At 61.9% G+C, this 24405-nt stretch carries 21 protein-coding genes; 10 read left to right on the top strand and 11 right to left on the bottom strand.

Annotated elements, in window-relative coordinates:
* Positions 1-12: 12 nt before the first annotated feature.
* A complete protein-coding gene (locus HZC36_06500) occupies positions 13-1110 on the bottom strand; it encodes a PEP-CTERM sorting domain-containing protein (GenBank protein MBI5706623.1) in 1098 nt (365 codons plus the stop codon).
* A gap of 352 nt (positions 1111-1462) precedes the next feature.
* On the opposite strand from HZC36_06500, the gene HZC36_06505 reads away from it, so the two are divergent.
* The 4 genes from HZC36_06505 to HZC36_06520 all read left to right on the top strand — a co-directional run bounded on the left by HZC36_06505 (position 1463) and on the right by HZC36_06520 (position 6116).
* Complete coding sequence (locus tag HZC36_06505) at positions 1463-2146, top strand: Crp/Fnr family transcriptional regulator (GenBank protein MBI5706624.1); 684 nt, start codon at positions 1463-1465, stop codon at positions 2144-2146.
* A gap of 126 nt (positions 2147-2272) precedes the next feature.
* A complete protein-coding gene (locus HZC36_06510; GenBank protein ID MBI5706625.1) occupies positions 2273-3670 on the top strand; it encodes a Gfo/Idh/MocA family oxidoreductase in 1398 nt (465 codons plus the stop codon).
* A gap of 161 nt (positions 3671-3831) precedes the next feature.
* Positions 3832-5124, top strand: coding sequence for a serpin family protein (locus HZC36_06515; GenBank protein ID MBI5706626.1), 1293 nt, complete (start codon positions 3832-3834; stop codon positions 5122-5124).
* Positions 5125-5228: 104 nt separating this feature from the next.
* Positions 5229-6116, top strand: coding sequence for an SOS response-associated peptidase (locus tag HZC36_06520; GenBank protein ID MBI5706627.1), 888 nt, complete (start codon positions 5229-5231; stop codon positions 6114-6116).
* A gap of 31 nt (positions 6117-6147) precedes the next feature.
* Here the strand turns inward: HZC36_06520 and HZC36_06525 are convergent, their stop codons facing one another.
* The 4 genes from HZC36_06525 to HZC36_06540 all read right to left on the bottom strand — a co-directional run bounded on the left by HZC36_06525 (position 6148) and on the right by HZC36_06540 (position 8712).
* On the bottom strand, positions 6148-6720 hold the full coding sequence (locus HZC36_06525; protein ID MBI5706628.1) for a GNAT family N-acetyltransferase: 573 nt from the start codon (positions 6718-6720) through the stop codon (positions 6148-6150).
* 54 nt (positions 6721-6774) lie between these two features.
* Positions 6775-7422, bottom strand: coding sequence for a hypothetical protein (locus HZC36_06530; protein MBI5706629.1), 648 nt, complete (start codon positions 7420-7422; stop codon positions 6775-6777).
* 181 nt (positions 7423-7603) lie between these two features.
* Positions 7604-7825: a hypothetical protein gene (locus tag HZC36_06535; protein ID MBI5706630.1), complete on the bottom strand. Its 222-nt coding sequence runs from the start codon at positions 7823-7825 to the stop codon at positions 7604-7606.
* Positions 7822-8712 carry a prepilin-type N-terminal cleavage/methylation domain-containing protein gene (locus tag HZC36_06540; protein ID MBI5706631.1) on the bottom strand — a complete coding sequence of 297 codons (891 nt, stop codon included), beginning with the start codon at positions 8710-8712 and terminating at the stop codon, positions 7822-7824. The genes HZC36_06535 and HZC36_06540 overlap by 4 nt, the downstream gene beginning before the upstream one ends.
* A gap of 344 nt (positions 8713-9056) precedes the next feature.
* Here HZC36_06540 and HZC36_06545 point away from each other — a divergent pair, with 344 nt between their 5' ends.
* Positions 9057-9725 (top strand): hypothetical protein, encoded by a 669-nt coding sequence (locus HZC36_06545; protein MBI5706632.1) that lies wholly within the window; start codon positions 9057-9059, stop codon positions 9723-9725.
* Between the two features lie 61 nt (positions 9726-9786).
* Here the strand turns inward: HZC36_06545 and HZC36_06550 are convergent, their stop codons facing one another.
* From HZC36_06550 to HZC36_06560, 3 genes are read right to left on the bottom strand one after another with little or no spacing between them, the layout of a single operon-like run.
* Entirely contained in the window at positions 9787-11250 is a 1464-nt protein-coding gene (locus HZC36_06550) for a flotillin family protein (GenBank protein ID MBI5706633.1), read from the bottom strand.
* Positions 11247-12572, bottom strand: a complete 1326-nt coding sequence (locus tag HZC36_06555) for a flotillin family protein (protein ID MBI5706634.1) — start codon at positions 12570-12572, stop codon at positions 11247-11249. The genes HZC36_06550 and HZC36_06555 overlap by 4 nt, the downstream gene beginning before the upstream one ends.
* A gap of 34 nt (positions 12573-12606) precedes the next feature.
* Positions 12607-13215 carry an NfeD family protein gene (locus HZC36_06560; protein ID MBI5706635.1) on the bottom strand — a complete coding sequence of 203 codons (609 nt, stop codon included), beginning with the start codon at positions 13213-13215 and terminating at the stop codon, positions 12607-12609.
* 90 nt (positions 13216-13305) lie between these two features.
* On the opposite strand from HZC36_06560, the gene HZC36_06565 reads away from it, so the two are divergent.
* Positions 13306-15063, top strand: coding sequence for an adenylate/guanylate cyclase domain-containing protein (locus HZC36_06565; GenBank protein MBI5706636.1), 1758 nt, complete (start codon positions 13306-13308; stop codon positions 15061-15063).
* On the opposite strand, the gene HZC36_06570 is transcribed toward HZC36_06565, so the two are convergent.
* Positions 15039-15878: a hypothetical protein gene (locus tag HZC36_06570; GenBank protein ID MBI5706637.1), complete on the bottom strand. Its 840-nt coding sequence runs from the start codon at positions 15876-15878 to the stop codon at positions 15039-15041. The two genes, HZC36_06565 and HZC36_06570, sit on opposite strands and share 25 nt — an antisense overlap.
* A gap of 744 nt (positions 15879-16622) precedes the next feature.
* On the opposite strand from HZC36_06570, the gene HZC36_06575 reads away from it, so the two are divergent.
* From HZC36_06575 to HZC36_06590, 4 genes are read left to right on the top strand one after another with little or no spacing between them, the layout of a single operon-like run.
* Entirely contained in the window at positions 16623-17744 is a 1122-nt protein-coding gene (locus HZC36_06575; GenBank protein ID MBI5706638.1) for a GGDEF domain-containing protein, read from the top strand.
* Positions 17745-17772: 28 nt separating this feature from the next.
* Positions 17773-18528, top strand: a complete 756-nt coding sequence (locus HZC36_06580) for an enoyl-CoA hydratase/isomerase family protein (GenBank protein ID MBI5706639.1) — start codon at positions 17773-17775, stop codon at positions 18526-18528.
* Complete coding sequence (locus HZC36_06585) at positions 18525-20225, top strand: ATP-grasp domain-containing protein (protein ID MBI5706640.1); 1701 nt, start codon at positions 18525-18527, stop codon at positions 20223-20225. The genes HZC36_06580 and HZC36_06585 overlap by 4 nt, the downstream gene beginning before the upstream one ends.
* Before the next feature lie 38 nt (positions 20226-20263).
* Positions 20264-21274 carry a glycosyltransferase family 9 protein gene (locus HZC36_06590; protein MBI5706641.1) on the top strand — a complete coding sequence of 337 codons (1011 nt, stop codon included), beginning with the start codon at positions 20264-20266 and terminating at the stop codon, positions 21272-21274.
* Positions 21275-21435: 161 nt separating this feature from the next.
* On the opposite strand, the gene HZC36_06595 is transcribed toward HZC36_06590, so the two are convergent.
* Both HZC36_06595 and HZC36_06600 read right to left on the bottom strand, forming a co-directional pair.
* Complete coding sequence (locus HZC36_06595) at positions 21436-22464, bottom strand: hypothetical protein (protein MBI5706642.1); 1029 nt, start codon at positions 22462-22464, stop codon at positions 21436-21438.
* A 17-nt stretch (positions 22465-22481) separates the two neighbouring features.
* Positions 22482-24203 (bottom strand): M61 family metallopeptidase, encoded by a 1722-nt coding sequence (locus tag HZC36_06600; GenBank protein ID MBI5706643.1) that lies wholly within the window; start codon positions 24201-24203, stop codon positions 22482-22484.
* Positions 24204-24405: the final 202 nt, after the last annotated feature.

The following is a 24405-nucleotide window of genomic DNA, read 5'->3' on the forward strand; positions in this document are numbered from 1 at the left end:
CAAGCGACTGTGTCAGCCTACCCCTCGCCTATTGCGCCGCAGCGCCAGTGCAGCTCCGCCAGTTCCCAGCATGGTTAACGTCGCCGGCTCGGGAACGGGCGAGGACCAGAGAACGGCTTCAGGACGGAAGAGGACGTTGTTCCATGCCTGGCCGGCGACGTATATCGTGGCGCCCTCGCTCCAGACACCGTACGCATAGCTGTCCGTGAAATCGGACGAGAGCGCCAGCGAGAGATCCTCCCATGAAGCGGCGTTGCCGTTCCAGATGCTTGCCCTGTTTCTCCCGGTTTGGAGGATCCACCCCACCTGGCGGCTGCCGTCGGTGGCCCAGGCAACCGAAGTGTTGGCAAACACGGGGTGCAGATCCACCCACGAGGCGGCGGTTCCGTTCCATAGGCCCGCACGGTCGATCCCAGCGAACTGGGCCCTCCCTACCTGTTGCGTGCCTAAGACCCCGAACGCTTCCGAGTATGTCGACCCCGAAGGGTTGAGGTCCACCCAGGTGGCCGCCGATCCGCTCCAAAGGCTTGCGCGGTTGATCCCGCCAACAAGAGCGGAGCCCACTTGGCGCCCGCCGGAGATCCCGTAACCATACGACCAAGCCGCTCCTGCGGGATTGAGGTCCACGAACGAAGCAGCTGACCCGCTCCAAAGGCCGGCATGATAGTTGTTGAAGTAGACGTGACCAACTTGCTGCGATCCGGAGGCGCCTTGCGCCCACGAGTGGGTCGCACCGGCGGGATTCAGGTCGACCCATGAGGCCGCCGAACCGCTCCAGAGGCTTGCGTGGTCTACGTAGTTCCAGGTGTCGCCGAACCGCGCGTACCCGACCTGCTGCGCTCCTGAAGTGCCGTAGGCTTCCGAACGGAATGAGCCCGCCGGGTGCAGATCCACCCACGAGGCAGCGCTTCCGCTCCAATAGCCGGCATGCATTCCGGCTGCGGAGCTTGAGTACCCAGCCTCCTGCCCATTGGATCCGCCTTGAGCAACGGAACCCGTTGCGTCTGCCGGGTGCAGATAGGTCACGGACCATTGCGCCCTTGCAGACGAGGCCAGGCCGCACGCCAAGGCGAAAGCCGTTGAAAGTGAAGGTGGGATTCGGTATTTCATTCGTCTTTCCTTGGGGCAGGCCAAGCGCCTCCCAGGCGGCTCTGCGGAGCCGCAAGGATCCAGTGCCAAGCCGGTCACAAGTTCGCGTTGACACCTCTGCGCAAGTCCATCGCCCGTACTGGGAGGACCCCTCGTTGCGCCTCTGTGCCCCGAGCTTTCGTTCATTATCCGACAGCATTCGCCGTCTTTCTGTGACTCCAGTCACGGAACGGTGACCTCTTGCCGCCTTGCGACGCAAATGGCGAAGCGAGCTTGGGGCGCGAGAACAAGATTGGCGGTACCATGGCGCGAACCGGATCGCCAGGGCGCGTTTTTCGGCGTGCCTGCCAGCTCCGGTAGGGGGAATCAGCCTGTGGACAAACGGAGCGCTCTTAGCCAGTTCACGTTCTTTTCAGACGCGCCTCCAGCGCTGCGTGAGCGGATCGAGCAATCGGCCATGCAGGTGGCCTTGGGCGCCGGGGCCGACTTCTACTTTGAGGGCGATACGCTCGATGTCTTCGCCTTCGTCGGGCGAGGCGACATCCGCGTGTACAAGTTGGCGCCGACCGGGCGAGAGATCGCCCTTTACCACGTCCAGGACGGCGAGTCCTGTCTCGTGAATATGCTCTGTGTCTATCTCGCGCGGCCCGCAATGGCTTCGGCGCGCGCTGAAGCCGATACTCAGGCGATCGCCATCCCGGCCTCAACATTTCGTGAATGGGTCGCTACCGAGGAATCAGTCCGCCGATACGTGTTCTCGACGATGGCGAAGCGAATGGTGGACGTAATGACTCTCGTCGAAGAGGTGGCCTTTCGAAGGGTGGACCAAAGGCTGGCCCAGCTGCTTTCGCGACGTTTTGGCGCTGAAGGCGAGTCCCCAAAGGCGTTGGCGACCACTCACGAGGAACTGGCCGCGGAACTGGGAACGGTCCGCGAGGTGGTCAGCCGCCTGCTCAAGGAGTTCGAGCGAGGCGGGATCCTCACGGTCTCGCGCGGGCGCCTGGAGCTAAAAGACGACCTGCGATTGCGAACCATCGCCGAACCGAATGACCTCTGAGCGCCGCACATCTGTGGGAAGTACCGATGCAGTAACCTCTGCCAACGGAGTTGCCACATGAAGCCGAACGACCTGAAAGAACCAAAGACGCCCCTGTCCGAACTCGCGAGCCCCTTGTCCGGAAGCATGGACCGCCGCACTTTTCTCAGGGCCGCGCTGGCGGCGGGGACTTATGCGCTGCTTCCGGCGGGCGTGTTCGGCGCCGTCGGGCAGGGGCGGCGCCGGATCGGGCCGAACGACAAGGTCAACCTTGCGTGCTGCGGTATCGGCAACCGCGGTGCCGACATCATCCGAGCGCTCAACGCCACCGGCATAGCAAACGTCGTCGCGCTCTGCGACACCGAGATCGGCGCGCCGCGCACCCAGGCGATCCTCAAGGAGTTTCCGAACCTGCCGCATTTCCGAGACTTCCGGCAGATGTTCGACAGGATGGGCAAGCAGTTCGACGCCGTCAGCATCGCCACGCCCGACCATTCGCACTTCCCGATCGCCATGCTGGCGATGTCGCAGGGCAAGCACATCTACGTCGAGAAGCCGCTGGCGCACAGCTTTCGGCAGATCGAGCTGATGATGGCCGCCGAGAAGAAGTACAGGGTCGCCTGCCAGATGGGCAACCAGGGCCACAGCGAGGCGAACTACTTCCAGTTCAAGGCGTGGACCGAGGCGGGGATCATCAAGAACGTCACCAAAATCACGGCGTTCATGAACAGCCCCAGGCGTTGGCACGGCATGATCGCCACCGGATACCTGCCCGAGCAGCCGATACCCGAACTGATGGACTGGAACGACTGGATCGCCACGGCGACGGAGCACCCCTATAACGCCGGCTACCTGAACGGCGACTGGCGGTCGTGGTACGACTTCGGCAACGGCGCGCTGGGAGACTGGGGCGCGCACATCTTCGACACTTGCCATGAGTTTCTGGAGATGGGACTGCCTTCGGAGGTTGAGGTGAAGCTGGAGGGCCACAGCCCGTTCCTCTTCCCGCAGGCCTCGACGATTGCGTTCCGGTTCCCGAAGCGGGGCTCGATGCCGCCGGTGGAGCTGACCTGGTACGACGGCGTGAAGAACCTGCCGCCGTTGCCGGACACCTTCGGCGGGGGCGTGGTGGACCCGAACATCCCGCCGCCCACCAAGGGGGCCATCGACACCAAGGTGAACCCCCCGGGCAAGGTGATCTATGGCGAGGGGCTGACCTTCAAGGGAGGCTCACACGCCTCGACCCTCGAGATCATCCCGACCTCTGCGGCTAAGGACCTCAAGCTGCCCGAGGTGCCGAAGACGCCGAGCAACCACTTCCTGAACTTCCTGCGCGCCTGTCGCGGAGAAGAGAAGTGCCGCTCGAACTTCGCGGTTGCGGGTCCTTTGTGTCAGGCAATGGCGCTCGGCGTGCTCGCTCAGCGAGTGAACGCCAAGTTGGAGTTCGATCGGGCCAAGAAGCGCATCACCAACCATGCCCTGGCGAACATGATGCTGAGCGGCGCCCCTCCGAGAAGAGAATGGGAAGAGTTCTATAGGATGTAGGGGAGTCGTGTTTTTTTGGGCTGGGTCGTAGCGCTGTCGTTCGGACCGCTCCCTGGCCTGGAATTGGCTTGCACGCTTGAGAAGCTCACTTCGCCCAGCGCCTCAACTCCCGCGAACCGGAGGCACTCCCAATTCGTTCACAATGTTGGAGAGGAACACCGATGAAAGCCCTATTTGGTTTGGCGATGGCGGCGGCCGTGCTCGCAGGCTGCGGAGGCAACGTGGACGGAACCAACAATCTACCCACCCGGCGCGGGGCCAGCCCGGCTGAAGTCGACAAGGCCAGCAAGACGCTTCAGCAGGGCAAATCCGCCCGGATCGCCGAGGAAAGCAACGCCTTCGGCTTCAAGCTCCTTGCGGAGCTCGTCGGCCAGAAAAGCAAGACCGAGAAGGGCGCCGAGCCTGCTTACCAGAGCGCGCTGGTCTCCCCGCTCGGCATCTCGATGTGTCTGGCGATGGCCTACAACGGCGCGGCGAAGGACACCAAGACCGGAATGGACAAAGCCCTCGGCTTCGATGGGCTCCTGCTTTCGGACGTCAACGAGGCCGAAAAGCAGCTCTTGACCGTCTTCTCTGCTCCCGACCCAAAGGTTCAGACCGAAATCGCCAACTCGCTGTGGGCCAAGAAGGGCATCGAGTTCAAGAAAGACTATTTCAGCCGCATTCAGGAGAACTTCGGCGCAGCCCCCACAGTGCTGGATTTCTCGGGACCGGACGCGGCGAAGCAGATCAACGCGTGGGTGAGCCAGGCCACGCAGGAGAAGATAAGGGAACTGGTCAAAGAAATTCCCGAGGACACGGTGATGTTTCTGATCAACGCCGTGTACTTCAAGGGCTTCTGGAAGACCCCGTTTGACCCTAAAGTGACCGAGGAACGCGACTTTGCCGGCTTCGATGGCAAGAAGGCCAAGGTCCAGATGATGAGCCGTAAAGGCGAGTTCGAATACGCGCAGTCGGACAAGGCGCGCGTGGTGCGGATGCCCTATGGTTCGGGACGGCTTGCGATGCTGGCGGTGCTCCCGCCGGAAGGCGGCAGCTACAAGGCTCTCTCGAAGGAGCTGAACCCCAAGAACTGGGCGGCTTGGACCGCATCGCTCAAGCCCCAACAGGGCACGGTGATGATCCCACGCTTCAAGATGGACTATCAGGCGGTGCTGAACGACCCGCTGACCACCCTCGGCATGGGCCAGGCGTTCACCGACAAGGCCGACTTCTCGGGCATGCGCGAGCCGAACGACCTCTACATCAAGCAGGTGCTCCACAAGACGACGATCGAGGTCAACGAGGAGGGAAGCGAGGCGGCTGCCGCGACGAAGGTCGAGGTGGGCATCACCAGCGCCCCGGCGCCGACCAAGGAGTTCATGTTCCTGGCGGACCGGCCGTTCTTCTATGCGATCGTGGACAAGACGACCGGCGTGATCCTCTTCATGGGAGTCTACGGGGACCCTCGGTAGGGTGAGGGGTTTGAGCCCGACAAAAAACGTCCCCCCGGAAGGAAAGGCCTTCGTTTGCATGTCCCTGGAGGGAGCCTTTCCCTCAAGCGGTGGTCCATCCTAACATGTGTGCCAGGTACTCGCTGAAGTCTTCGGCAAACGTTCTCCAGGAGCTTTTTGACTTGGACGACGTGCCTGAGATTGTGCCCCGCTACAACATCGCGCCAACCCAGCCGATCTTGGCGGTGATCCGCGAATCCCGTGGGGCACTATCAGATCACCGTGGGGCAGACTCTCAGTCTGCCTTGGGGCAAGTGCCGCCAACTGGTAGGCCAGCCTCTCAGTCCGCCTTGGGGAAAATCGTTGGGGGAGGAAGGCAGACTGAGAGTCTGCCCCACGGGAAGAACGGACTCCGTTGGTTTCATTGGGGCCTGATTCCAAGCTGGGCCAAGGACCCTAGCATCGGCCAGCGCATGATCAACGCCCGGGCCGAGACCCTGCTCGAAAAGCCCAGCTACCGCGCTGCCTTTAAGCGCCGACGATGCCTGATTCCGGCAGACGACTTCTTCGAATGGGTCGAGGTCAAGCCCAAACCCGAGGCGGTCGGAATCCTCGATTTTGGGGAAGACTCCGACTTCGCCCATCGCCCATCGCCCATCGCTCCGGCTCCCAAGCCCTACAAGCAGCCCTACTACATCCACTCTACCGATGGCTTGCCGTTGGCCTTCGCCGGGCTCTATGAATACTGGGAGACCCCCGAGGGCGGACCCATAGAAAGCTGCACGATCATCACCACCAGCCCGAACGAGCTGATGAAGACGATCCACGACCGGATGCCGGCGATCCTGGAGCCATCCGAGTTTGACGAATGGCTGGGCACAGACGAACTGGAGGCGAAGTACCTCATCTCCCTTCTCGACCCCTATCCATCCGAGAAGATGGCGCTGCACCCGGTCTCGCGGTCCATGAGCAATCCGCGTTACGCCGGCCCGGACTGCATCGAGGCGATCTAGGTGTCCCGCAGACGGTGACCTGCCAAGCGGCTCAGGCCACTGCGCTCTGCCGCGCGGCCTCCCAGTCCTTTCTCAGCAAACCATAGTAGGCGGTGTCGGAGACCTCCTCGCCAACGATCCACCGCTCGCGAAGTAAGCCCTCCTGTTGGAAGCCGTTGCGTTCGAGTACGCGCGCCGAGGGCCGGTTGCGCGGGTCGATATCCGCTTCGATTCGGTGCAGGTCCAGGTTCTCAAACCCGTAGCGGATGAGTTCTGCGGTCGCCTCTGCCATGTAGCCGTGGCCCCAAAAGGGCCTTCCGAGCAGGTAGCCCATTTCCGCCCGGCGGCACTGCTCGAAGAAGGCGAAGAGGCTGCACTTTCCGAGGGTATCGCCGGTTTCTCGGTGCACGATGGAGAGGTCGAGCCATTGGTTTGCGGCGAGCCCGTCGATGGCGCGCTGAACCTGCCTTTCGATCTCTGAAACGTCCTTGGCCGGTGGCGACCACCAATAGCGCACCGTCTCAAGGTCCGAAAGGAACTCGAAGAAAGCGCTCGCATCGTCCAGCCGTGCGGGGCGGAGCGTGAGGCGCTCCGTTTCGAGGGGCAGGTTGAGAAAAGCAGGCATAAGGCGTCGAAGGTAAAGCAAGGAACCGAGGCGCCGTGGCACTGGCCCTGAACACTATTTGACCTTGAATTTGGACAATGTACCGTCTATGACCATGCCGTTGACGGTCGCCACCTGCCGGACAAGCCCGACGCCTTCTGCGAACCAGTAATCGTTTACGATCGACATCGATTGGCCCTGTGCAGAAACCGTGAGGTCCACGTGTACCTTCCAAGCCCTAAAGGAGCCCGAGATTCCGGCCACGTTTTCGGGGCCGCTCGCCTTCATCTTGGCGGAGCCCTGAAGCGTACGGCCCATCACGGAGATTTGCCCCTTCCAGGTCCACGTCTTTCCGTTCTTGAGGGGGAATTGGATCACAGGAAAGGATGGCTTGATGACGCTGGATGCGTTCGCGCCGGAGGCGACGCGCCAAAGACCCTTGGCGTCCGTTCGGTAGATCTCCTGCTGGGTCGAGCGCCCCGCCATCTGGTAGTCGAGCTTGGATGTGGTTGCCCCGCCGGAGGATGAACTCTCGATGCACGTCACCACCTGCTCCATCCGTTGCCCTTGGGCCAGGGTGACAAAAGTCCACGAGTTCCCCTTCTTGAAGGGCCAGTAGTTGGGGCCAACCGGCGAGGCCGTCGCCCCCAAAGAAAGGGCAGCCAAACCAAGGCCAAGCCAATACCGAGTGGGAAGAGACGTGAGCCGCGTGCGGAGAACCATCTGCAAGAAGGACGCTTCAGACGCCGAATGCGTGTCAAATCGGCTCTTGGCAGACTCATGGAGGACCCACGGGAAAGGGAGCCCGGCAACTGCCAGGCCCCCTTCAGGGGCGGCGTCATCCAAAGCCGCGATCGCCCTACACGATGACGCCGCGTTTCCAGTTGCGAGAAGTCCGACAGGCTTATTGCTTGCCGGACTTCTTGGGAACCCCCCTGGCCTTCATGTCGGAAGGCTGCTCTTTGAGCATGCTATGGCCCTCAGGTTCAAACCTCGGAGCGTCTGTTCTTGGAGGCGGGATCTCCTTGGAGAGCGAGGCAGTGTTGCCGTCGGCTTCTGCCGAACCTGCCGTACCGCATCCGCAAAGGAGCAAGGCGAAGGAGAGCATCAGGAGTAGATGTCTCATCTCAGGTCCCACAGATACTTGTTTCCGTCATAGGCCGCGCCGCCGAAAAAGGGCAGAACGTCGCATCCCGCCACGAGCGAACCCAGAGATTGGCTGTGGGCGTGGCCATCCATGAAGGTCATGTTGGTCTGTCTGGCATGTCGGAACCACACGCCCCCAAACTCCAACCAGGAATAGGGAGGGGTGCCGGTAGGATTGGGTTGCCAGCCGCCGTAGTACCACATCTCGTCGGGCGAGGTGGTTGGCACGAGGAGCGTCCCGTTCTCATCATAGATGCAAGGGGGCTCGATGACCCAGTTGCCTCCTCCCACGGGCTGGCCGGTCTGCCAGTTCCTGTCCCAGATGCTGTCGCCGGCAGCGATGGTGGCCGCAGGCTGGCTGATCCGGGTCAGGTTGATCGGCTCAGAGCCGACGTAATAGTCGGAGTAGTATCGGTAGATCCAGGGCGAGAGGAACAGGTAGTTCAGGCCAATGTCTGAACGCTCGGCCCAGTAATAGTACTTGGCCGGGTCGTTTTCGGGCACCGGATTGCCGTACGGGTCAACCGTAAGGCCCGCATCGTTGGCGTTCGGGTCTGTTGGGCAGCGATGGATGTACCAGTTCTTGACGTACGGGTCGATAAGCTGTCCCCAGATGACGTCGGGGGGCCCAAATCCCCATCCAGGGATGTTGTAGCCCCCCTGATTTACGTGGCACATACCGTCGTCGTGATCGGCGGCGTACATCATGAGCCCGAGCCCTATCTGTTTGAAGTTGCTCATACACGTCGTCTTCTTGGCGGCAGCCTTGGCTTGCGCGAAGACGGGGAAGAGAATGGCGGCAAGAATGGCAATGATCGCAATGACGACCAGCAACTCGATCAACGTGAATGCACGATGTCGACGCATGGATTCCTCCCTGAAGGCCCGTTCTCGAGCCCTCACAGCTCTCAGCACAAGAGAGGATGCACCCCTTTCGTGCAGAGGCGATACTTCTATGATTCTACAGATTCTCCGGAACTCCTCCATGATTTTGCGAATCGCAGGATCATGGGCTGGCGCCCGCCCGCGAGTCCCCGAAAGGCCACAGGTTGGAGCCCTTTGGCTTCCGGGCACAAAATCGCGCCATTCCTTGCAAAAATGCCTGGAAGTGTGATTTACTGTAATTGCCGTCGGGCGTAATTGTCGTTCGCGGTGTGAGTGTTGAGCCGCTTGCCATTGGGCGAGTTGGAATTTGTGGAGGAATTGGTGTAATGCGTAGGCTTTTTGGTGGAGCCTGCTTGGCTGCGGGGCTCTTGCTCGCGGGCCAGGCGGCCGCAGATGTTACGATCAACTTCGGCGAAGCAGGGCTGACCCCCGGGTTTGGCCCCGACCCTTGGTTTGCGGGCAACCCCAAGGGAACTGATCTAGGCAACCAGTTTGTGGGCGTCGGAGCGTTGTTCTCAGTGGTTAGCGGAGCGGCCTATGTGGCCAACAGCTCATTCGTTTCCGGCTGTAGCTCCCTTGGATGGGACGACTTCCTGGCCGTCAATACGACGCCGCCATACGGCACCTCGCAAGCCGTTTTGTCGGTGGTTTTTGTGGATCCCAACGATGGCGTGACCCCCGCCTTTGTGGCAGGCGGATCGGTGTCGTTCCGGATTTCCGACATCAACCCTGTACCGTCAAACCGCGTGGTGGTCCAGACCCTTAACCTGAGCAACCAGGTGATCGAGCAGGTCTCGCTCACCCAGTATCAGGACGTTCTGGGATTCACGACCGGCGACGTGGCGAAGATTCAATTCATCGACAACGGGTCCGATGGCTTTGTGGTGGATGACCTGAGCTTTGGCGCGGTGACCGTGGCGCCCGAGCCCTCGACGATCTGGGCGTTGGCGCCTTTGGGCATCGGCCTACTGGCGCGGCGAAAGGCTCGCAAGTAGCTCGACGGGCGATCAGCCTGCGCAACCCCGGCTCCACCGAAGGTGGGGCCGGGGTTTCTTGCTACTTGGTCTCGTCATTCCCAAGCTCAAAGCTAGGTGGCTGGAGCTTGGGAGGAGGGGGAAGCTCGATGTTCAGCCGCCGCCGTTCCTTCTGCGTCGGTGCGGGTCTGCGGTCCTGCCTGGGCGCCGGCTCCTGAGCTTCTTTGGGCTCAGCAGGCTCCTCCGCGTGGCTCTCGACGGGCCTGGGCTGCGTGGGCGCCGAGATCCCTTTGGCCGGTGCCTGAGGCGAAGAAGAACCTCCGCCAATCCCCTTGATCTTCTCGACCAGGTCCACCCCGAAGAGCTGCTTGATCTGCTCCATCGTCGAGAGCGCCCGCCCGGCCGTTCCGCCGCCATCAGGCATGTCGATGATGGTCATTCTCTCGATCTCCGTCTCCGCGACCACATTGGTCACCGCCTGGATGATGCTCGGCAGCTTTTGCATGAGCAGCACTTCACGCCCATGCTCTCCGGCAGCCTCAAGGCTCGTGACCACGGCCCGAAGCGCTTCTGCCCGCGCGCGTCCCTCTTCGAGAATCGGAGCAACCTCCGCCTTAGCTTGTGCTTCGGCCGCCTCTGCGACGGCCTTGGCAGGCTGAATGACGTCCGCCTCCAACTGCCGGCGTACCTGCTCCACACGGGCGCTCTGAACCTCGAGTTCGGCCCGCGCTTTGGCCACCATCGCGGATACGGCGGCTAGCTCTTCAGCAACGAGCGCTGCGCGGCGGGTCTGGATGTCGATCAGCCGCTTGTCCGCGTCTGCCTTGGCGATGCTGGTTTGCGCGTCGATCTGCGCCTTGCTCTCCTTCTGCAGGTTCTCGCTGGAGCGCACGATGGAATCTGCCCGAGCCACAGCTTCGGCGATGCGCGCCTTGCTGACCACCTCGGCGTTGCGCTTACGGCCGATGCTGTCCAGGTAACTCACGTCGTCGGTGACGCTCTGAATCTTCAACGTGTCCACGATCAGGCCCAGCGCGGTCATGTCCTGCTCGACCTCCTGCACAAGCTGCTCGGCGAAAAGGATCTTGTCCTCGTTCACCTGCTCGGGGGTCATCGTGGCCAGCACGCCCCTCAGCGAGCCTTCGAGGGTGCTTTTGGCGATCATCATGATCTCTTCGCGGCGCTTACCTAGGAAACGTTCGATGGCGTTGTTGAGCAGCGGCTCATGGCCGGCGATCTTGACGTTCGCCACGCCCTGCACCACCAGCGGAATACCACCTTTGGAGTAGGCGTTCGTCGCCGTGAGGTCGATGACGATGTTGGTTAGGTCCATGCGGTCCACGCGCTCGATCAGCGGCTTTCGCCAGGCTTTGCCGCCCTTGATCACGCGATAGCCGACGACGCGGTCCGGCCCCACCCTTCGGCGGAAGCCAGTGAACACCAGAACCTCGCTCGGAGCACAGATGTTCAGCAGCGCAGGAAGGCTCAGGATGAAAAGCAGGACGAAGAAGGCGACGACGCCAAGAACCATCAATAGCCAAGTCATTTCGTTTCACCTCCCTTGGCGGTTGCAGCCGGGGCACTGGGGGCGGGTAGCTCCTTGGCTCCGGATATGGTGCCTGGGATGTCGATGCCCGTCGTGTCGGCAACGGCCGAGAACACCTCCCTCAGCATCGCCGGGTAGTTGCCGACGTAATTGGCGAGGGCCTTGCCATCGCCTCCGTCGATCACGTTGACTGAGCCCACTTTGACCTTGGCGACACCCTGCGCCGCCGAAGCAAGAATGGATTCGATGTCGTCGATCAGATAGGCCATCATCGCCGACTTGCCGGCGACCGACCAAGCGTCGTGCATCATCTGCACGGTTTGGGCGACGGCCACGCCGCGCTCTCTGAGGATCGCGGCTTCTCCCTTGGCGCGATATTCCTGAGCCACCTGTTGGGCTTCAGCCGGAAGTACGGTGTCTACCTGAAGCCGGATCCCCTCAAGCTCCGCACGAAGCTTCTGCAGCTCCTGTTCGGCCTTGGCGCGGGCCTGCCTTGCCGCTGCGAGCATACGCTCTTCTTCCGACTTCACCGTAGATTCAAGGTCCGCCTGAATTCTCCGGAGCTCGTTCTTCATCTGGAAGATCTGGGCCTCGACCTGATTTTTGGTCACGTTGGCGCGCGCTTGGTTATCGGCCTCGCTGAGTTCGGCGTCGCGCTCGGCGTCGCTCTCCGCGATCTCGGCCTCCCGGATGATGTTTGCAATTGCGCCGCGCCCGATGCTGTCCAGATAGTGCTGGTCGTCGCTGACGTGGAGGATTTTGAGCGTGTCGAGATGGATGCCGAGCTTCACGAGGTCTTGCTCGGACTCCGAGGCGAGCTCTTCGGCGAACCTCAGCCGGTCTTCGTTCACCTGCTCAGGGGTGAGCCTGGCAAGAACGCCTCGCAGGTGTCCTTCGAGGGTCTCCTTGGCGACGCGCCGAATCTCGTTGGGATCGCGCCCCAAAAAGCGCTCGATCGCGTTTCCGATAACGCGCTCGGAACTGGAGATCTTTACGTTGGCGATGGCGTCGACATTCAGCGCAACGCCTCCCTGGGAGTAGGCCCCGCGGATCGAGATCGGGACTTCGAGCAGCCCCAAGCTCATCCGGTAGACCTTCTCGACGATCGGCCAACGAAATGTGAAACCGCCAAGAAGCACGCGGTACCCGCGAAGCGACCCATCCGGGAAGCGGTGGTTGCGGCCCGAGAGGATCAACACCTCATTTGGTGGGCAGAGCTGCAAGAGGGACTTCATGAAGGAGAAGAACAGCAGCAGAAGGACTACAGCAGACGTGCCGACCACCACCCACAAGGCGGGTGAGAAGCCGGGGGGGTCCGGCATTTGAGCGAGAGTGTGAGAGTGCAGCAAGGATGGGTTACTCCATGATTTCAGTCAGTGGCATGACCTTGGCGTTATTGCCTTCCATGCCCACGACGACGACCTCGGCGCCGATGGGGATGTCGCTTGCCCCTTCAGGCAGCGCGAGCAGATCGAGAATATCGCCCTTCACGGTGCAGCGGATCTTTCCTGGGAGGCCGGCCCTTAGCGCGACCGTCACCAGGGCGGTCTTGCCCAACAGGTCCTTCTCCGTGGTCGATCCGCCTGCTTCCGACTTCTTGAGCAGCCGCACCGAGTAGGCCACGATGAGGCCCGTCAGAATCCCGCCAGCGCCAGAGTAGATGGCAGTTTCGGCCTGCCCAAGGTTGGAGAACTTGGTCAGAAGCAGTCCGCAAGCCCCAAAGACGGCGCTGAAATAGGTCCAGAACCTCAGGCTCAGGAAGGGAATCCAGGTGTCGCTGGCGTGCATCGCCGTTCCGACGCCCTCATGATCCACGTCGTGGTCCACCGAGAGGTCGTGGTCGCCAAAGTCGTGGCTGATGTCGTGGTCGGTAGCGAAGTCGCTATGGCCATGCCCGGCACCCAGAACGCTCAGCAGCACCAGCGCGCCGCCGACGATCAATCCTACGATGTAGAGTCCGAGCATTGTGGTTAAGGATTCTCTATGCAGGTACGCGGGACCTTCTTTTCAGGTTGCAGACCACGGAAGTGATAGACTCCGCTCGCGCCACCGGACATGAACGACCTTTCGCAGCCGACCCCAGAGCCCCTGACCGGATCGTCGTTACGCGACGCCCGGCTGATGCGCGCCAACCAGTTGGTTGAGAGCCTGCGGTCCACGCCCAATCTCTCTCGCATCGGCGTCCAGCGGCTGGCGGCAGACTTTGACCTATCTCCGCGCATCGTCGAGGAGTTGCTGAGGCGCGGCGTGGCGACAGGCGAGCCAAGAAAGCCGATCGTCGCCATCCTTAGGGACGCTGTAGTCGCTTGCTCTCGGGCGCTGGGCAGGGTTCTCGATTCGCTGTTTGCATCCGCGCTCCCTTTCCTGGTCTTTTCGGCCTCCGTCGGTCTCGGGATCATCTTTCTGGCATCACAGACCGTCAGGAACGACTCCCAAGAAAGCCTCAGGGTTGCGATCCGGATCGCTACCGGCCTGTCCGTGCTCTTGCTTCACTGGGCGTGTTTCTATCGGCGGGCGGACTTCAGGGTGGCAGCGATCGGGACCGGGCTCTTTGCGCTGTTGTTTTCCGGTTTTGGCGCGGCGTCGGCGCTCCAGACGGGGTTCCCGCCGATGTTTCAGACGACCCCCGGGCGGATCGTCTACATCGTGAGTTCAGGCATCGTGTTTGGCGTGTTCTATGGAACCGCCGCGACGATCGCCACCACTTTTGGCGCGATGGTGCGTCTGAGGGAGGAACGGTCCCGCAGGATGCAGCTCTCCCGGCACGAGCTTCTCTCGCGACTGTTCGAGGTGCAGGAGCGGCTTTGCTGCATCCCGGAGCGCATCCCGAGGAAACGCCATCCTGTGCTTCGGTGGGCGCGCCGCCACGTCGCGCTCACGGCCCTGCTCCTCAGCCTCATGATGGCCGGAATCAACTACGCGGTGGCGTGGAGCACCAACTTCAACCCCTCGAACCCCGTGAACGCGAGCTCGGCGATGATGCTGTTCGGGGTCGGCATGTTCGTGGTGCTCATCGCCATCATCGGTCTGCTCGCCGTATGGACCGACACGCTCCTCAAGGCCCTAGCGGTGGGCGTCCTGTCCTCCGTGGGCGAGTTGGCTTTCAGCTTCTTGCCCTATCCCGGCTCTCCCACCTCGCCGGAGCGCTTTTTGGCTTCTTTGGGCAGCGCAGCGGTGCTGTTTCTGATCCGGGTCTCGGGCATCGGGCTTGTGCGATTGGGCCTGTACCTGACGAGCGAGCTTAGCCGGTTGCGCCTGGGCGAAGACGCCGATGAGGCCTCTCTGATCGCCGAGTATCTGGAGATCAAGCGCCGGTTGGCAACGGCCCCGGTGACGGTGCTCGTCTTGGTTGTGGATGCCGTAGGCAGCACCAGACTGAAGGAGAACGCCGACCCGTTGACGGTCGAGTTCACGTTCCGCAGCTATCAGTCTTGGCTGGCCGAGACCTTTGAGCGTCACAAGGGGCGCTCGGTCGCGCAAACCGGCGATGGGGCGATCGTGACCTTTGGAGACCCGGACAATGCGCTCTGCGCCGCCCGAGCCGTGCTTGGGCATTTGGAGGAGTTCAACCGGACACAGAACCGTCTGGATGCGCCCTTTCAGCTTCGCCTGGCGATGCACGGTGGGGAAGTGGTCGCCGATTTGGACCAGGTCCAGTTTGCCCAGGTCATCGACGTCGCAGCCCACACAGAGAAGGTCTCACCCACCGGCGGCATCGCGGTCACCGAGCCGGCCTATCGGGCTCTCGGCGAGCCTCGCGCTGCGCGTCTCAGCCAGAAGGTGGATGGCTACGACGTCTTTGTTCTGGAGTGAGCAGCCACCTTCCGCGCCAGCCCGGCCGTCGTTTTCCAGAATTCCGGCCCAACTTGAGGACAGAACTTCGACATCAGCGCTTTCATCCGGTTCACTTTAGAGCGCAGGACCAGGTCGGAGGCGATTCTGGTTTCCAAATAGGTGGCCTCGGCGACCATGTATGCGAAGACCTCGGCCTTGTCCTCCTCGACCCCGGTCGTGCCGTAGTGGTTGATGAAGCCCGGGTACTGGTCGGTGGCCACGCCCGTCCCCGCCGTGTTCTGGGCGAGCGCGCCGCCGGTTCCATACTTGAAACCCTCGGGGTTAAGGGCAGACCATTCTTTGTCCCGGTAGACCTCCCCGTCGTCTTTGAAGTCGATCATGTGATACAGCTCGTGGTGGAGCACCCGCACCTGGTACATCCGGTTGGTCTTGCCACGGCTCGTGTCGAGATAGAGGGTGTCATGTTCCCAATCGGGGACGGCCGCACGAAGCTGGCCCGCAAACGCGAGGTTCTCGCAGAGAACGATTCGTTTGAGGCTGAGCTTGGCGACCAGTTCCCTGGGATAAAGCGAAAACTCCTTGACGAAGATCGGAATGTAGCGGTCCAGCTCGATATTGGGCGCTGGGGCACCCGAAATCTCGCCGGAAGTGAGCTTGACCGGGAAGGAGGGCGCCGCTTCGACCTTGAGGCCATAGTGCACGCCGAGACCGTCGAGGAGGGCGCGGTTGGTGGCGAGCGCCTGGGCCTGGATTGTTTGGGGGATGAACGCCCCGGCAAGCACCAAGACAACGCATGAACGTGCGCGGCTCATCAGCAGAAGGACGGCGGCCACGGCGCGAAGATTCGGCAGATTGTGCTGCGGCCGCTCTGTTGGCGTGGAAGGGTGCAAGGGAGGTGAGAATGTTGAGGGCCGTGAGGATGATGAGGACGGTGAGGATGGAAGGGTGGACGGATGGACGATTGGAGGTGTGGAAGGATGATGAGGACCGTGAGGATAGTTGGCCGTTCACAGTTAGCGATTCGGGACGGAGCGTCGGGTTTACCCGGCCTCGAGCGCCTGGCATTGATGCCCAAGCGGCCTGGAGTCTGCACCTGCAGGCTTTTAGAAGGCGGGAATAGGTTAGGGTGGTGAGAATGGTGAGCGTGAGCTCGTAGCCGCAGGCTCCGTGCCTGCGGCCTGGAGTCTGCACTTGCTGGCTTTGAGAAGGCGTGAACAGGTGAGGGTGGTGAGAATGGTGAGCGCGAGCTCGTAGCCGCAGGCTCCGTGCCTGCGTCCACGGGGTCTGCACCTGCTGGCTTCTAGAAGGCGGGAATAGGTTAGGGTGGTGAGAATGGTGAGCGTGAGCTCGTAGCCGCAGGCTCCGTGCCTGCGTCCTCGGGGTCTGCACCTGCTGGCTTTGAGAAGGCGTGAACAGGTGAGGGTGGTGAGAATGGTGAGCGTGAGCTCGTAGCAGCAGGCTCCGTGCCTGCGTCCCTATCCACAACCCACAAACCCTCCAACCCAACCTGTTTCCTCTAGCTTTTCGAACTAGAAAACCTAAAGAACATTCTCAACGATCCGACAATTAGGATCACTATGGCCATTTGGCATGCTTTTAGGGAAGGGGATGGGAAGAGGAAGGGACAAGGGCGCAAGGTCAGGCGGCCGCGGCGCAGCCGTTCGGTGATCGACGTGACGCGCCTCATGACGGGTCGCCAACGAAAGACAAGGTGTCCATGGCGCAGGCTCACCGAATACATTTGCAGCCTTGACTGGCCGGAGTGGATGCTCAACGTTTGGGACTTCCTGATCGACGAGTTTCCCGAGGTTCTGGGTACATGTGAACGCGCCGCAGCCCTCACAACCACGACGGCGAGATCGGGACTCAAGGCGTTCCAATGTCGCCCGTGGCTGAAGGGTGCGCTCTATTCAGCGGTCGCGCTGGCTCTCACGACCCTAGCCCAGGCGATGCTTGGCAACCCCTCCGGTTCGCGATTCCTGTACCTGCTGCCGATCTGGTTTGCCACTCGGCTGTCGGGCCGAGGAGTCGGCTTTGCAAGCGTCTTGGCCGTCTCGTGGCAGATGGCGTACTCCGATCATGGCGAAGGGCACGCGCTAGCGTTGCTCGAACCCAACGGGCTCTTGCGAGTTGGTTCCCTGACCGCTCTCATGCTCATCATTTCGCAGGTCGAAGGGCGCCTGCAAAGCATTCAGGAAGCGGCTCGTCGCGACCCTTTGACACAGGTGCTGAACAAGGCAGAGATCGAGCATCGCGTCGGAGAGGCGATCCGGCTATGGCAAAGGCACAAAGTTCCGGCCTATGTCGTGATGGTGGATTGCGACCGGTTCAAATCCATCAACGACCGCTATGGCCACGCCTTCGGCGACATCGTGCTGCGGTTCTTGGCTCGACGGCTGCAGTCGGCGGCAAAGTCCAATGGAATGGTCGGCCGTGTTGGGGGCGATGAGTTCCTGATTCTGTTTCAGGGTTTGAATTCCGCCACGGTCAAGCGCCGGATGAGCTCAGCCGCGCACATCTTTGAGAAGTACGTCTCCGGTATGGGTCTCGACGCATCGATCTCTTGTGGCGTCGTCGAAATAGGCCCCGGCGCGGACTCCCTAGAGCGCGCCTTGTCAAGCGCCGACCAAAGGATGTACCTGCAAAAGCGGGCCGGCCGAATCGAGGCGCGCCCGAGCGGCGCCTATCTCACCGCGTAGCGAAACCCGCTCTGCCATACTCGCTGAAATGCTCAACGTCGCGCAATCCGGACCCCTGTTGCAGGTTTCACTGAACCGGCCTGAGGTTCGGAACGCTTTCAACGACGAGCTGATTGCCGCTCTGAGCGAGGTTTTTTTGGACTTACCCGCGGGGGTTCGGTGCGTCGTGCTCTCGGGCGAGGGCAAAGCGTTTTCGGCAGGCGGCGACCTTGAGTGGATGCGCCGGGCGGCGGCGTATTCCGAGGAGCAAAATGTTCAGAACGCTCTGAAGCTGGCGCGGCTGTTTGAGGCCATCGTGAGCTGCCCGGCGGTGGTGATCGCCAAAGTGCACGGCGCGGCTTTTGGCGGAGGATGCGGGCTTGTAGCGGCGGCAGACGTGGCCGTCTGCGAGGCTGAAACCAAGTTCGCATTTTCGGAAGTGCGATTGGGGCTATTGCCGGCCACCATTTCGTCGTTCGTGATTCCGAAGATTGGCGCAGGCCATGCCCGGGCGCTCTTTTCGACCGGCGAGGCCTTTGGGTCCGAAAGGGCACTTAGGATCGGTCTCGTACACGAGGTTGCCGGAGCCGATTCGCTCCATTCAGCCGTGGAAGCCAAGGTCCAGGCGGTGCTCGCATCCGGTCCGGACGCTTGCGCCAGGGCCAAGCGCATCGCCGCCGAACCGCCGCTTGCCATCGAGGCTGCGGCTATGCTTCTAGCGGAGGCTCGCGCGTCCGACGAGGGACGGGAAGGTGTCGCGGCGTTTCTGGAGAAGCGGCCTGCGAGGTGGGCGCCAAAGGCATGATCCGTAAGCTGCTCATCGCCAACCGGGGAGAGATCGCCGTGCGCATCATGCGGACGGCCCGGACCATGGGCGTTCGCACCGTTGCCGTCTTCAGCGACGCCGATGCCGAGAGCCTTCACGCCAAGCTCGCTGATGAACGCGAGGGCCTGGGGGCGCCGGACCCGGTCGAGAGCTATCTGAACATCGAGAAGATCGTCGGGGCCGCCAAGGCGACGGGCGCCGATGCCATCCATCCGGGCTATGGGTTTTTGGCCGAAAACGCCGACTTTGCCGATGCCTGCGCGGAGGCCGGTCTGACGTTTGTCGGGCCGACCGGGGCAGCAATGCGAAAGCTCGGCGCAAAGATCGAGGCCAAGCAGCTTGCGGTCTCAGCGGGAGTTCCCGTCGTGCCCGGCTTTTTCGAGAAGGGAGCGCCAGCCGAGAGACTCAAGGCTGAGGCCAAGAAGATTGGATTCCCTGTGATGCTGAAGGCTTCGGCCGGAGGTGGCGGGCGAGGGATGCGAGTCGTCCGTGATGAGTCCTCCTTCTTCTCCCACCTGGAGACGGCTTCCTCCGAGGCTCTGAACGCCTTCGGCGATGGCGCGATGATGGTGGAGAAGCTCATCGAGAGGCCCCGTCACGTCGAGGTTCAGATTCTGGCGGACCACCATGGCCGCGTCGCAGCGCTATACGAGCGAGAGTGCTCGATCCAGCGACGGCATCAAAAACTGATCGAAGAAGCGCCGTGGGGAGGTGATGCGCGATGGGCTATGCGCGATGGAAGACAGGAAGCGACCTCGCCACTTCGGGGAGAGGTTGGTGAACGCAGTGAACCGGGTGAGGGGGCAATGGAAGGCGATGCGCGATGGGCGATGGGCGATGGGGACAGACAATCCACCTCGCCCCTTGTGGGAGAGGTCCGGCTCCACCCCGAAGGGGAAGGAAGTGAGCGCAGTGAACCGGGTGAGGGCGTGGCTTGGCCCGACCTCCGAGAAGCAGCCGTCCGCCTAGCGCAGGCCGCAGGCTACACCAACGCCGGCACGGTCGAGTTCATCGTCGACGACGCCACGGGCCGGTTCTACTTCCTTGAGGTAAATGCCCGGCTTCAGGTCGAGCACCCTGTCACCGAGCTCATCACCGGGCTCGACCTTGTGGCGTGGCAGCTCAAGATCGCCTCAGGAGAGGCCCTCGACCTTCCGTCACCCCTGATGAACGGCGAACGAACAGGCATCTGCGGCCACGCGATTGAGGCACGGATCGTCGCCGAAGATCCCGCGAACGGCTGGCTGCCCTCGATTGGCCGGATCGTGGGTTGGGCCGAGCCGAAGGGTCCGGGCATCCGGGTGGACACGGGCTTCGGCGCGGGGCTGGAAGTCTCCCGCTACTACGATTCGCTTCTTGCTAAGGTGATCTTGCATGGGGCCAACCGCGAAGAAGCCCTCTTGCGGATGGAATCGGCCCTAATGGACTTCCATATCCTTGGCGTGAGGACCAACATCGAGTTCTTGCTGGCGGTGCTCCGACACCCGGACTTCCGAGCCGGGCAGTTCGACACAGGGTTCTTGGGGCGAGAATTCGAGGGTTGGGCCCCGAGTGATTCCTTCCCGAATGCGCTGGCAGCGCTCTGCAGCGCCCCGCCGACTGGGTCCACAACCGGCAAGCCGGCTGCTGCGATCCCGTCGGTATGGCAGAGCGCAGATACCTTTCGTAACGTCTGATCCAGCGCGCCCACTCGGTTCACAAGCTAGAATCTGGCGTGCTCCGCTTTGAGGGCCAGGCCCTTCCGCCCAACCCCGCCATCGCCGTCATTTCGAACGACGCGATCGGCAACTTTGTGGCGGCGACCCCTCTGCTCCAGATGCTCCGAGAGAAGTATTCGCCCTGCGAGATCGTGTACTTCGGCGGCAAACGGACTTTGGAGTTTCAAGAGGCGTCGGACCTATTTGAGTCGCACGAGCCGCTGCACGGTTCCGATTCAGCGACAGCGGTCGAGATGCTGGCCCGCTGGGCCGGGAATTTCGACCTCGTGGCGAACGTCGAGGTCGGCCCGCTCGCCAAGACGGCGGCGGCGCTGATCGCCAAGCCCGAGGGATTCGTCGCGGGTCCCTGCGCCGGTCCGGGTGGACGCGGGGAGTTGGCGTTTTTAGACGATGAGCCCGGGCGGCTCTGGCGCGATCCCGAGTGGATCGCCGAGGACCTCACCGAGCGCTACAAGTGCTTGAACTCCGGCTTCATCGGCGAGATTTTCTGCCGTGGAGCCTATCTGGGCGGGCCGATCCCGCCTTACCGAGTGCCGAGTGCCGAGCCTCCGATGCCGATCCCGGATGTGCTCATCGGGTGCTCAGCGAGCCTGTCCGAGAAGCTCTGGCCCGTGGAGTCCTGGATTAAGGTGCTCCAGGCGCTGGCCGAACGGGGCGTTTCGGCGGGTCTGCTGGGCGCAAAGCCGTCGGACCAGCGTGCGCTTTGGCTTGGGGCGAGCGCCGAGGAGGTCATGGTGCGCTCGGGGCTGGTGCTGGACCTGCGCGGGCGGCTCACGCTGCCCCAGGTGGTGGGCGCTCTGGGCAAGGCACGCGCCGTGCTCAGCCTGGACAACGGGATTCTGCACCTGGCGGTCGCGGCGGGAACGCCGACGGTCGGGCTGTACCGCCACGGCATCCACCGTCTCTGGGCACCGCCCTTTGAGGGCTTGACAGTCATGACGCCAGGGGAGGGAAGGGAAGTGGCGGAGATTGAGCCTGATAGGGTGCTTGCGGCGCTGCAGATTTGAACGACAGGAATCCTTGAAATCCTCCAAATCTCTCGTCACTTCGGGGAAAGCAGTACGTAAGTAGGCCTGTTGCGCCTGGTTTTGCGGGCATGGCGCTTCCTTCACGACCCAACTGACATGGATAGGCCAAGTTGTCAACCAGGAACTGCTCGGAGCAGTGCTTACTTAAGTTCGACGAGGAGAAACCGGCCTGGAGTAGCGCCGATCCTCTTCGGCTGGTGAAGCAACAGGAACTTGCCGTTCGCGCTCCTTCCCGCAAGCTGGAAGTTCCCGACCCTCTTCCAAGTACCGCCCCTAGACGTCACGAATAGACTTGGCTTCGCTTCCCTTGGAGTCCAGGATGTCCATGCCCAAACGCGTCCGCGCGCTGCGGTGGACTCTATTCGCCAGCCCTTCTCTTGTCTCGGCAGCCTTACGAACCGTTTCCGATAGGCGTCGAAGTAAGAGTCGCCATGAAGGTAAGCAATTAGGCCGTTCTCGATATCAGCAGAGGTCGGATATTCTTTTTGGTTAGGGAATGTCCTCAGTTCCTTAGGCAAATTGGGTTCACACAGCGGGATAGCGAGTCCAACCAGCTTACGTTCGCTAGCGGTAAGACTGCTCTTTGTCAGGAAAGTCAGTCCACTATCACGCAATGTCGCGAATGCAACTGTCACACTGGTGTTCCTGGAGTGCGAATTGCTGGCGGTGCCTCCGCCCTTGATGATCGCTATCCGGACGCCATGCGCGGAAACCTTCGATTCCAGCATGCCGGTGGCCGTTCCAAAGGACCGTGTTTGTCCGAAAACCGCAGACGCAATCCCGTTGCGGCGGATTGTGAACATCCCGATGGCGTCAACCTGATTTGTCGATTGAGTGTTCGACTCTGACCCACTACGCCGAACGCAGAGAAGGCGGCCTTCGTCTGGGCACGCGACCGGTAAGAAGTTGTCGCTGGGAATTGCTGACTTGTCGGACGAAGCGACGGCCGAGTCGGCAAGCGAGACCGACCAAACATGGGCGCCCGTCATTGCATCCGCAGCCGAAGCGGTCCCATCTTGAACATCATACTGGACCAAGACCTTTCCGTCATCCGAGACGATTAGCATATCGAGCGTGGGGTATCCCACGGCGAACCTAAGTTCTGATACGCCTTTGAGGTCTTCAACGTTTGAGATCGAGGAGTTGGACTGTGTGTGGAGTGCGGACAAGAAGATGAGTGTCGATATCATCGGCTTTGGTTAGGTCTGATCAAATACTCTGACAGTCTTGCTGACGTGGGCTCCGAGGCGAACGGATCCCGCTCCAAGCGGTATTCGCGTGGGGAGTGCGACTCCATGCGCATTTTGAGCTCTATAATCTGCCCGCTGCGTTGCACCTTCAGCTTGTAGGCTTGGCCGATCTTCATCCCAGCGAAGAGGGACATGGCGAAGGACTGCCCGTCCAATTCGAGGATACTGTCGCCCTTCAGCAGACCCGCTTCGGCCAGAGCGTCGGAGGTGGAGGCGACGACGCCCTCCTTGAAGGCCGCTCCGAAAACGGGAACCGGTTTGCCGATCTCGAGGACCCTTAGGCCGATGCCCTGGAGCACCTCGAACGGGACCTCGTCGGTGGATTGCACGATGGTGCGGTAGAGCGCCGAAAGGTCCTTCCCCGAAACCTCGTTGATCGCTCGCAGGATGCCGTCTTCCTCGTAGCCGTGGTGCGGCAGCTTGTGCTTTTGATAGAGGAGGCGCATCACGTCGTCGAGCGACTTGGCGCCGTCAGTGGCCTCGCGAATGGCTGCGTCGAAAACCAGCCCCGAGATGAGCCCCTTGTTGTAGTAGTCCAGGTCGTCGTAGCCGAAGCCGCCGTGCTCCCAGGTCTCTCGGCAAGCGCGCTCGAGGGTAATCCTTTTGCGGGTGCGGCCGCTTTGGAGGGTGTAGATCTGGCTGGAGAAGCTGTCGAGCAGCCAGGCTTCGTCGTACCTCCCCGACCGGTAGGCGGTCAGGTAGGCATAGTAGTCGGTCACGCCCTCGGCGAACCAAAGGTTGCCGGTGCGTTGCTCCTGGGTGTAGTCGAACGGCCCGAGGATCTTGGGCCTAATCTGCTTGACGTTCCACGCATGGAAGTACTCGTGCGAGGCGAGGGTGCCCAGGCTCAGCCGCCCGTTGTTGTTGGTGGCGATGACGTTGCAGGCGCGGTGTTCGAGACCACCGTTGAAGTTGCCCACGGCGAGATGGACGATGTAGAGGTACTTGCGGAACGGCGCGCTTCCAAAGAGCTTGATGGCAGGAAGGCTGAGCTGCTTGAGCTCCTCGACCACTTCGTCCTGGTTGGTGGGATAGAGCCCGTTGGCGGTCACAAACACGACCTCGAAGGGGATACCGGCGACTTCGAACGGCCTGCGCTGCATTTTGCCAAGCTGGAGCGGGTGATCGATGAACTCGTCGTAGTCTGGGGCCTCAAACCCGTCCTCTTCGGCAGCCTGCATGGCGGTGGCGACATCCCAGCCGCGCGGCAGCGTGAGCTTCAGGCTGCAGCGCTCATTTTTGCGGCCTTGGGGGTAGACGAATGTCGCCGGTCCGTTCACGAACGTCGAATCAGACCTGACGTTGACGCCAAAGAACCCCAATCCAGGGTCGTTGCCAAGCACCCGGTAGCTGAAGGTCATCGGTCCCTGCGTCGGGTTTGAGACCACCCACGACCTGGCGTCTTCACCCGGTCCGATCTGCAGGGCTTGGCCAGCCCCGTTGGCGGCCCGAATGTCGGAGAGGTTCTGCTCGTAGCGCTGAAGGAAGTAGAAACCCGGGCACCAGGCTGGGATATGAAAGCTCTGGTCAGGCTCTGTGGTCTCCAGCCGAACAGAGACCAGGACGGATTGCGCCTGGGGCTGTGGCGTGAGTGTGTAGTGGACGTCGGCCCAGGACAGCACGGGGAGCAGGCAAAGGAATAGAAGGAAGCGTCGCATGGGAGTTGTCGGACTTATTTTGGCGGATGGGGTTCTAGGATGAGGACGGATGACGGCTTGGGCCGATTCGGGGATGGCGCATGGACGAAGGGACCGTCTCCCTCCCCAACCCCTCCCTTCCCGACGAGCCGGGACTCGGAAGCATTTTCGATGCGCAAAAACATGGGAGGGACTCCGGAAGCGCCAATCGCGTCCGCGGGTT

The sequence above is a fragment of the Armatimonadota bacterium genome, assembly GCA_016223145.1.
GTDB lineage: Bacteria > Armatimonadota > Fimbriimonadia > Fimbriimonadales > Fimbriimonadaceae > Nitrosymbiomonas.

Coding starts and splice junctions, on each gene's coding strand:
- HZC36_06500 (MBI5706623.1), bottom strand. CDS start 1,110: ATGAAATACCGAATCCCACCTTCACTTTCAACGGCTTTCGCCTTGGCG.
- HZC36_06510 (MBI5706625.1), top strand. CDS start 2,273: ATGGACCGCCGCACTTTTCTCAGGGCCGCGCTGGCGGCGGGGACTTAT.
- HZC36_06515 (MBI5706626.1), top strand. CDS start 3,832: ATGAAAGCCCTATTTGGTTTGGCGATGGCGGCGGCCGTGCTCGCAGGC.
- HZC36_06520 (MBI5706627.1), top strand. CDS start 5,229: ATGTGTGCCAGGTACTCGCTGAAGTCTTCGGCAAACGTTCTCCAGGAG.
- HZC36_06525 (MBI5706628.1), bottom strand. CDS start 6,720: ATGCCTGCTTTTCTCAACCTGCCCCTCGAAACGGAGCGCCTCACGCTC.
- HZC36_06530 (MBI5706629.1), bottom strand. CDS start 7,422: ATGGTTCTCCGCACGCGGCTCACGTCTCTTCCCACTCGGTATTGGCTT.
- HZC36_06535 (MBI5706630.1), bottom strand. CDS start 7,825: ATGAGACATCTACTCCTGATGCTCTCCTTCGCCTTGCTCCTTTGCGGA.
- HZC36_06540 (MBI5706631.1), bottom strand. CDS start 8,712: ATGCGTCGACATCGTGCATTCACGTTGATCGAGTTGCTGGTCGTCATT.
- HZC36_06545 (MBI5706632.1), top strand. CDS start 9,057: ATGCGTAGGCTTTTTGGTGGAGCCTGCTTGGCTGCGGGGCTCTTGCTC.
- HZC36_06550 (MBI5706633.1), bottom strand. CDS start 11,250: ATGACTTGGCTATTGATGGTTCTTGGCGTCGTCGCCTTCTTCGTCCTG.
- HZC36_06555 (MBI5706634.1), bottom strand. CDS start 12,572: ATGCCGGACCCCCCCGGCTTCTCACCCGCCTTGTGGGTGGTGGTCGGC.
- HZC36_06560 (MBI5706635.1), bottom strand. CDS start 13,215: ATGCTCGGACTCTACATCGTAGGATTGATCGTCGGCGGCGCGCTGGTG.
- HZC36_06565 (MBI5706636.1), top strand. CDS start 13,306: ATGAACGACCTTTCGCAGCCGACCCCAGAGCCCCTGACCGGATCGTCG.
- HZC36_06575 (MBI5706638.1), top strand. CDS start 16,623: ATGGCCATTTGGCATGCTTTTAGGGAAGGGGATGGGAAGAGGAAGGGA.
- HZC36_06580 (MBI5706639.1), top strand. CDS start 17,773: ATGCTCAACGTCGCGCAATCCGGACCCCTGTTGCAGGTTTCACTGAAC.
- HZC36_06585 (MBI5706640.1), top strand. CDS start 18,525: ATGATCCGTAAGCTGCTCATCGCCAACCGGGGAGAGATCGCCGTGCGC.
- HZC36_06600 (MBI5706643.1), bottom strand. CDS start 24,203: ATGCGACGCTTCCTTCTATTCCTTTGCCTGCTCCCCGTGCTGTCCTGG.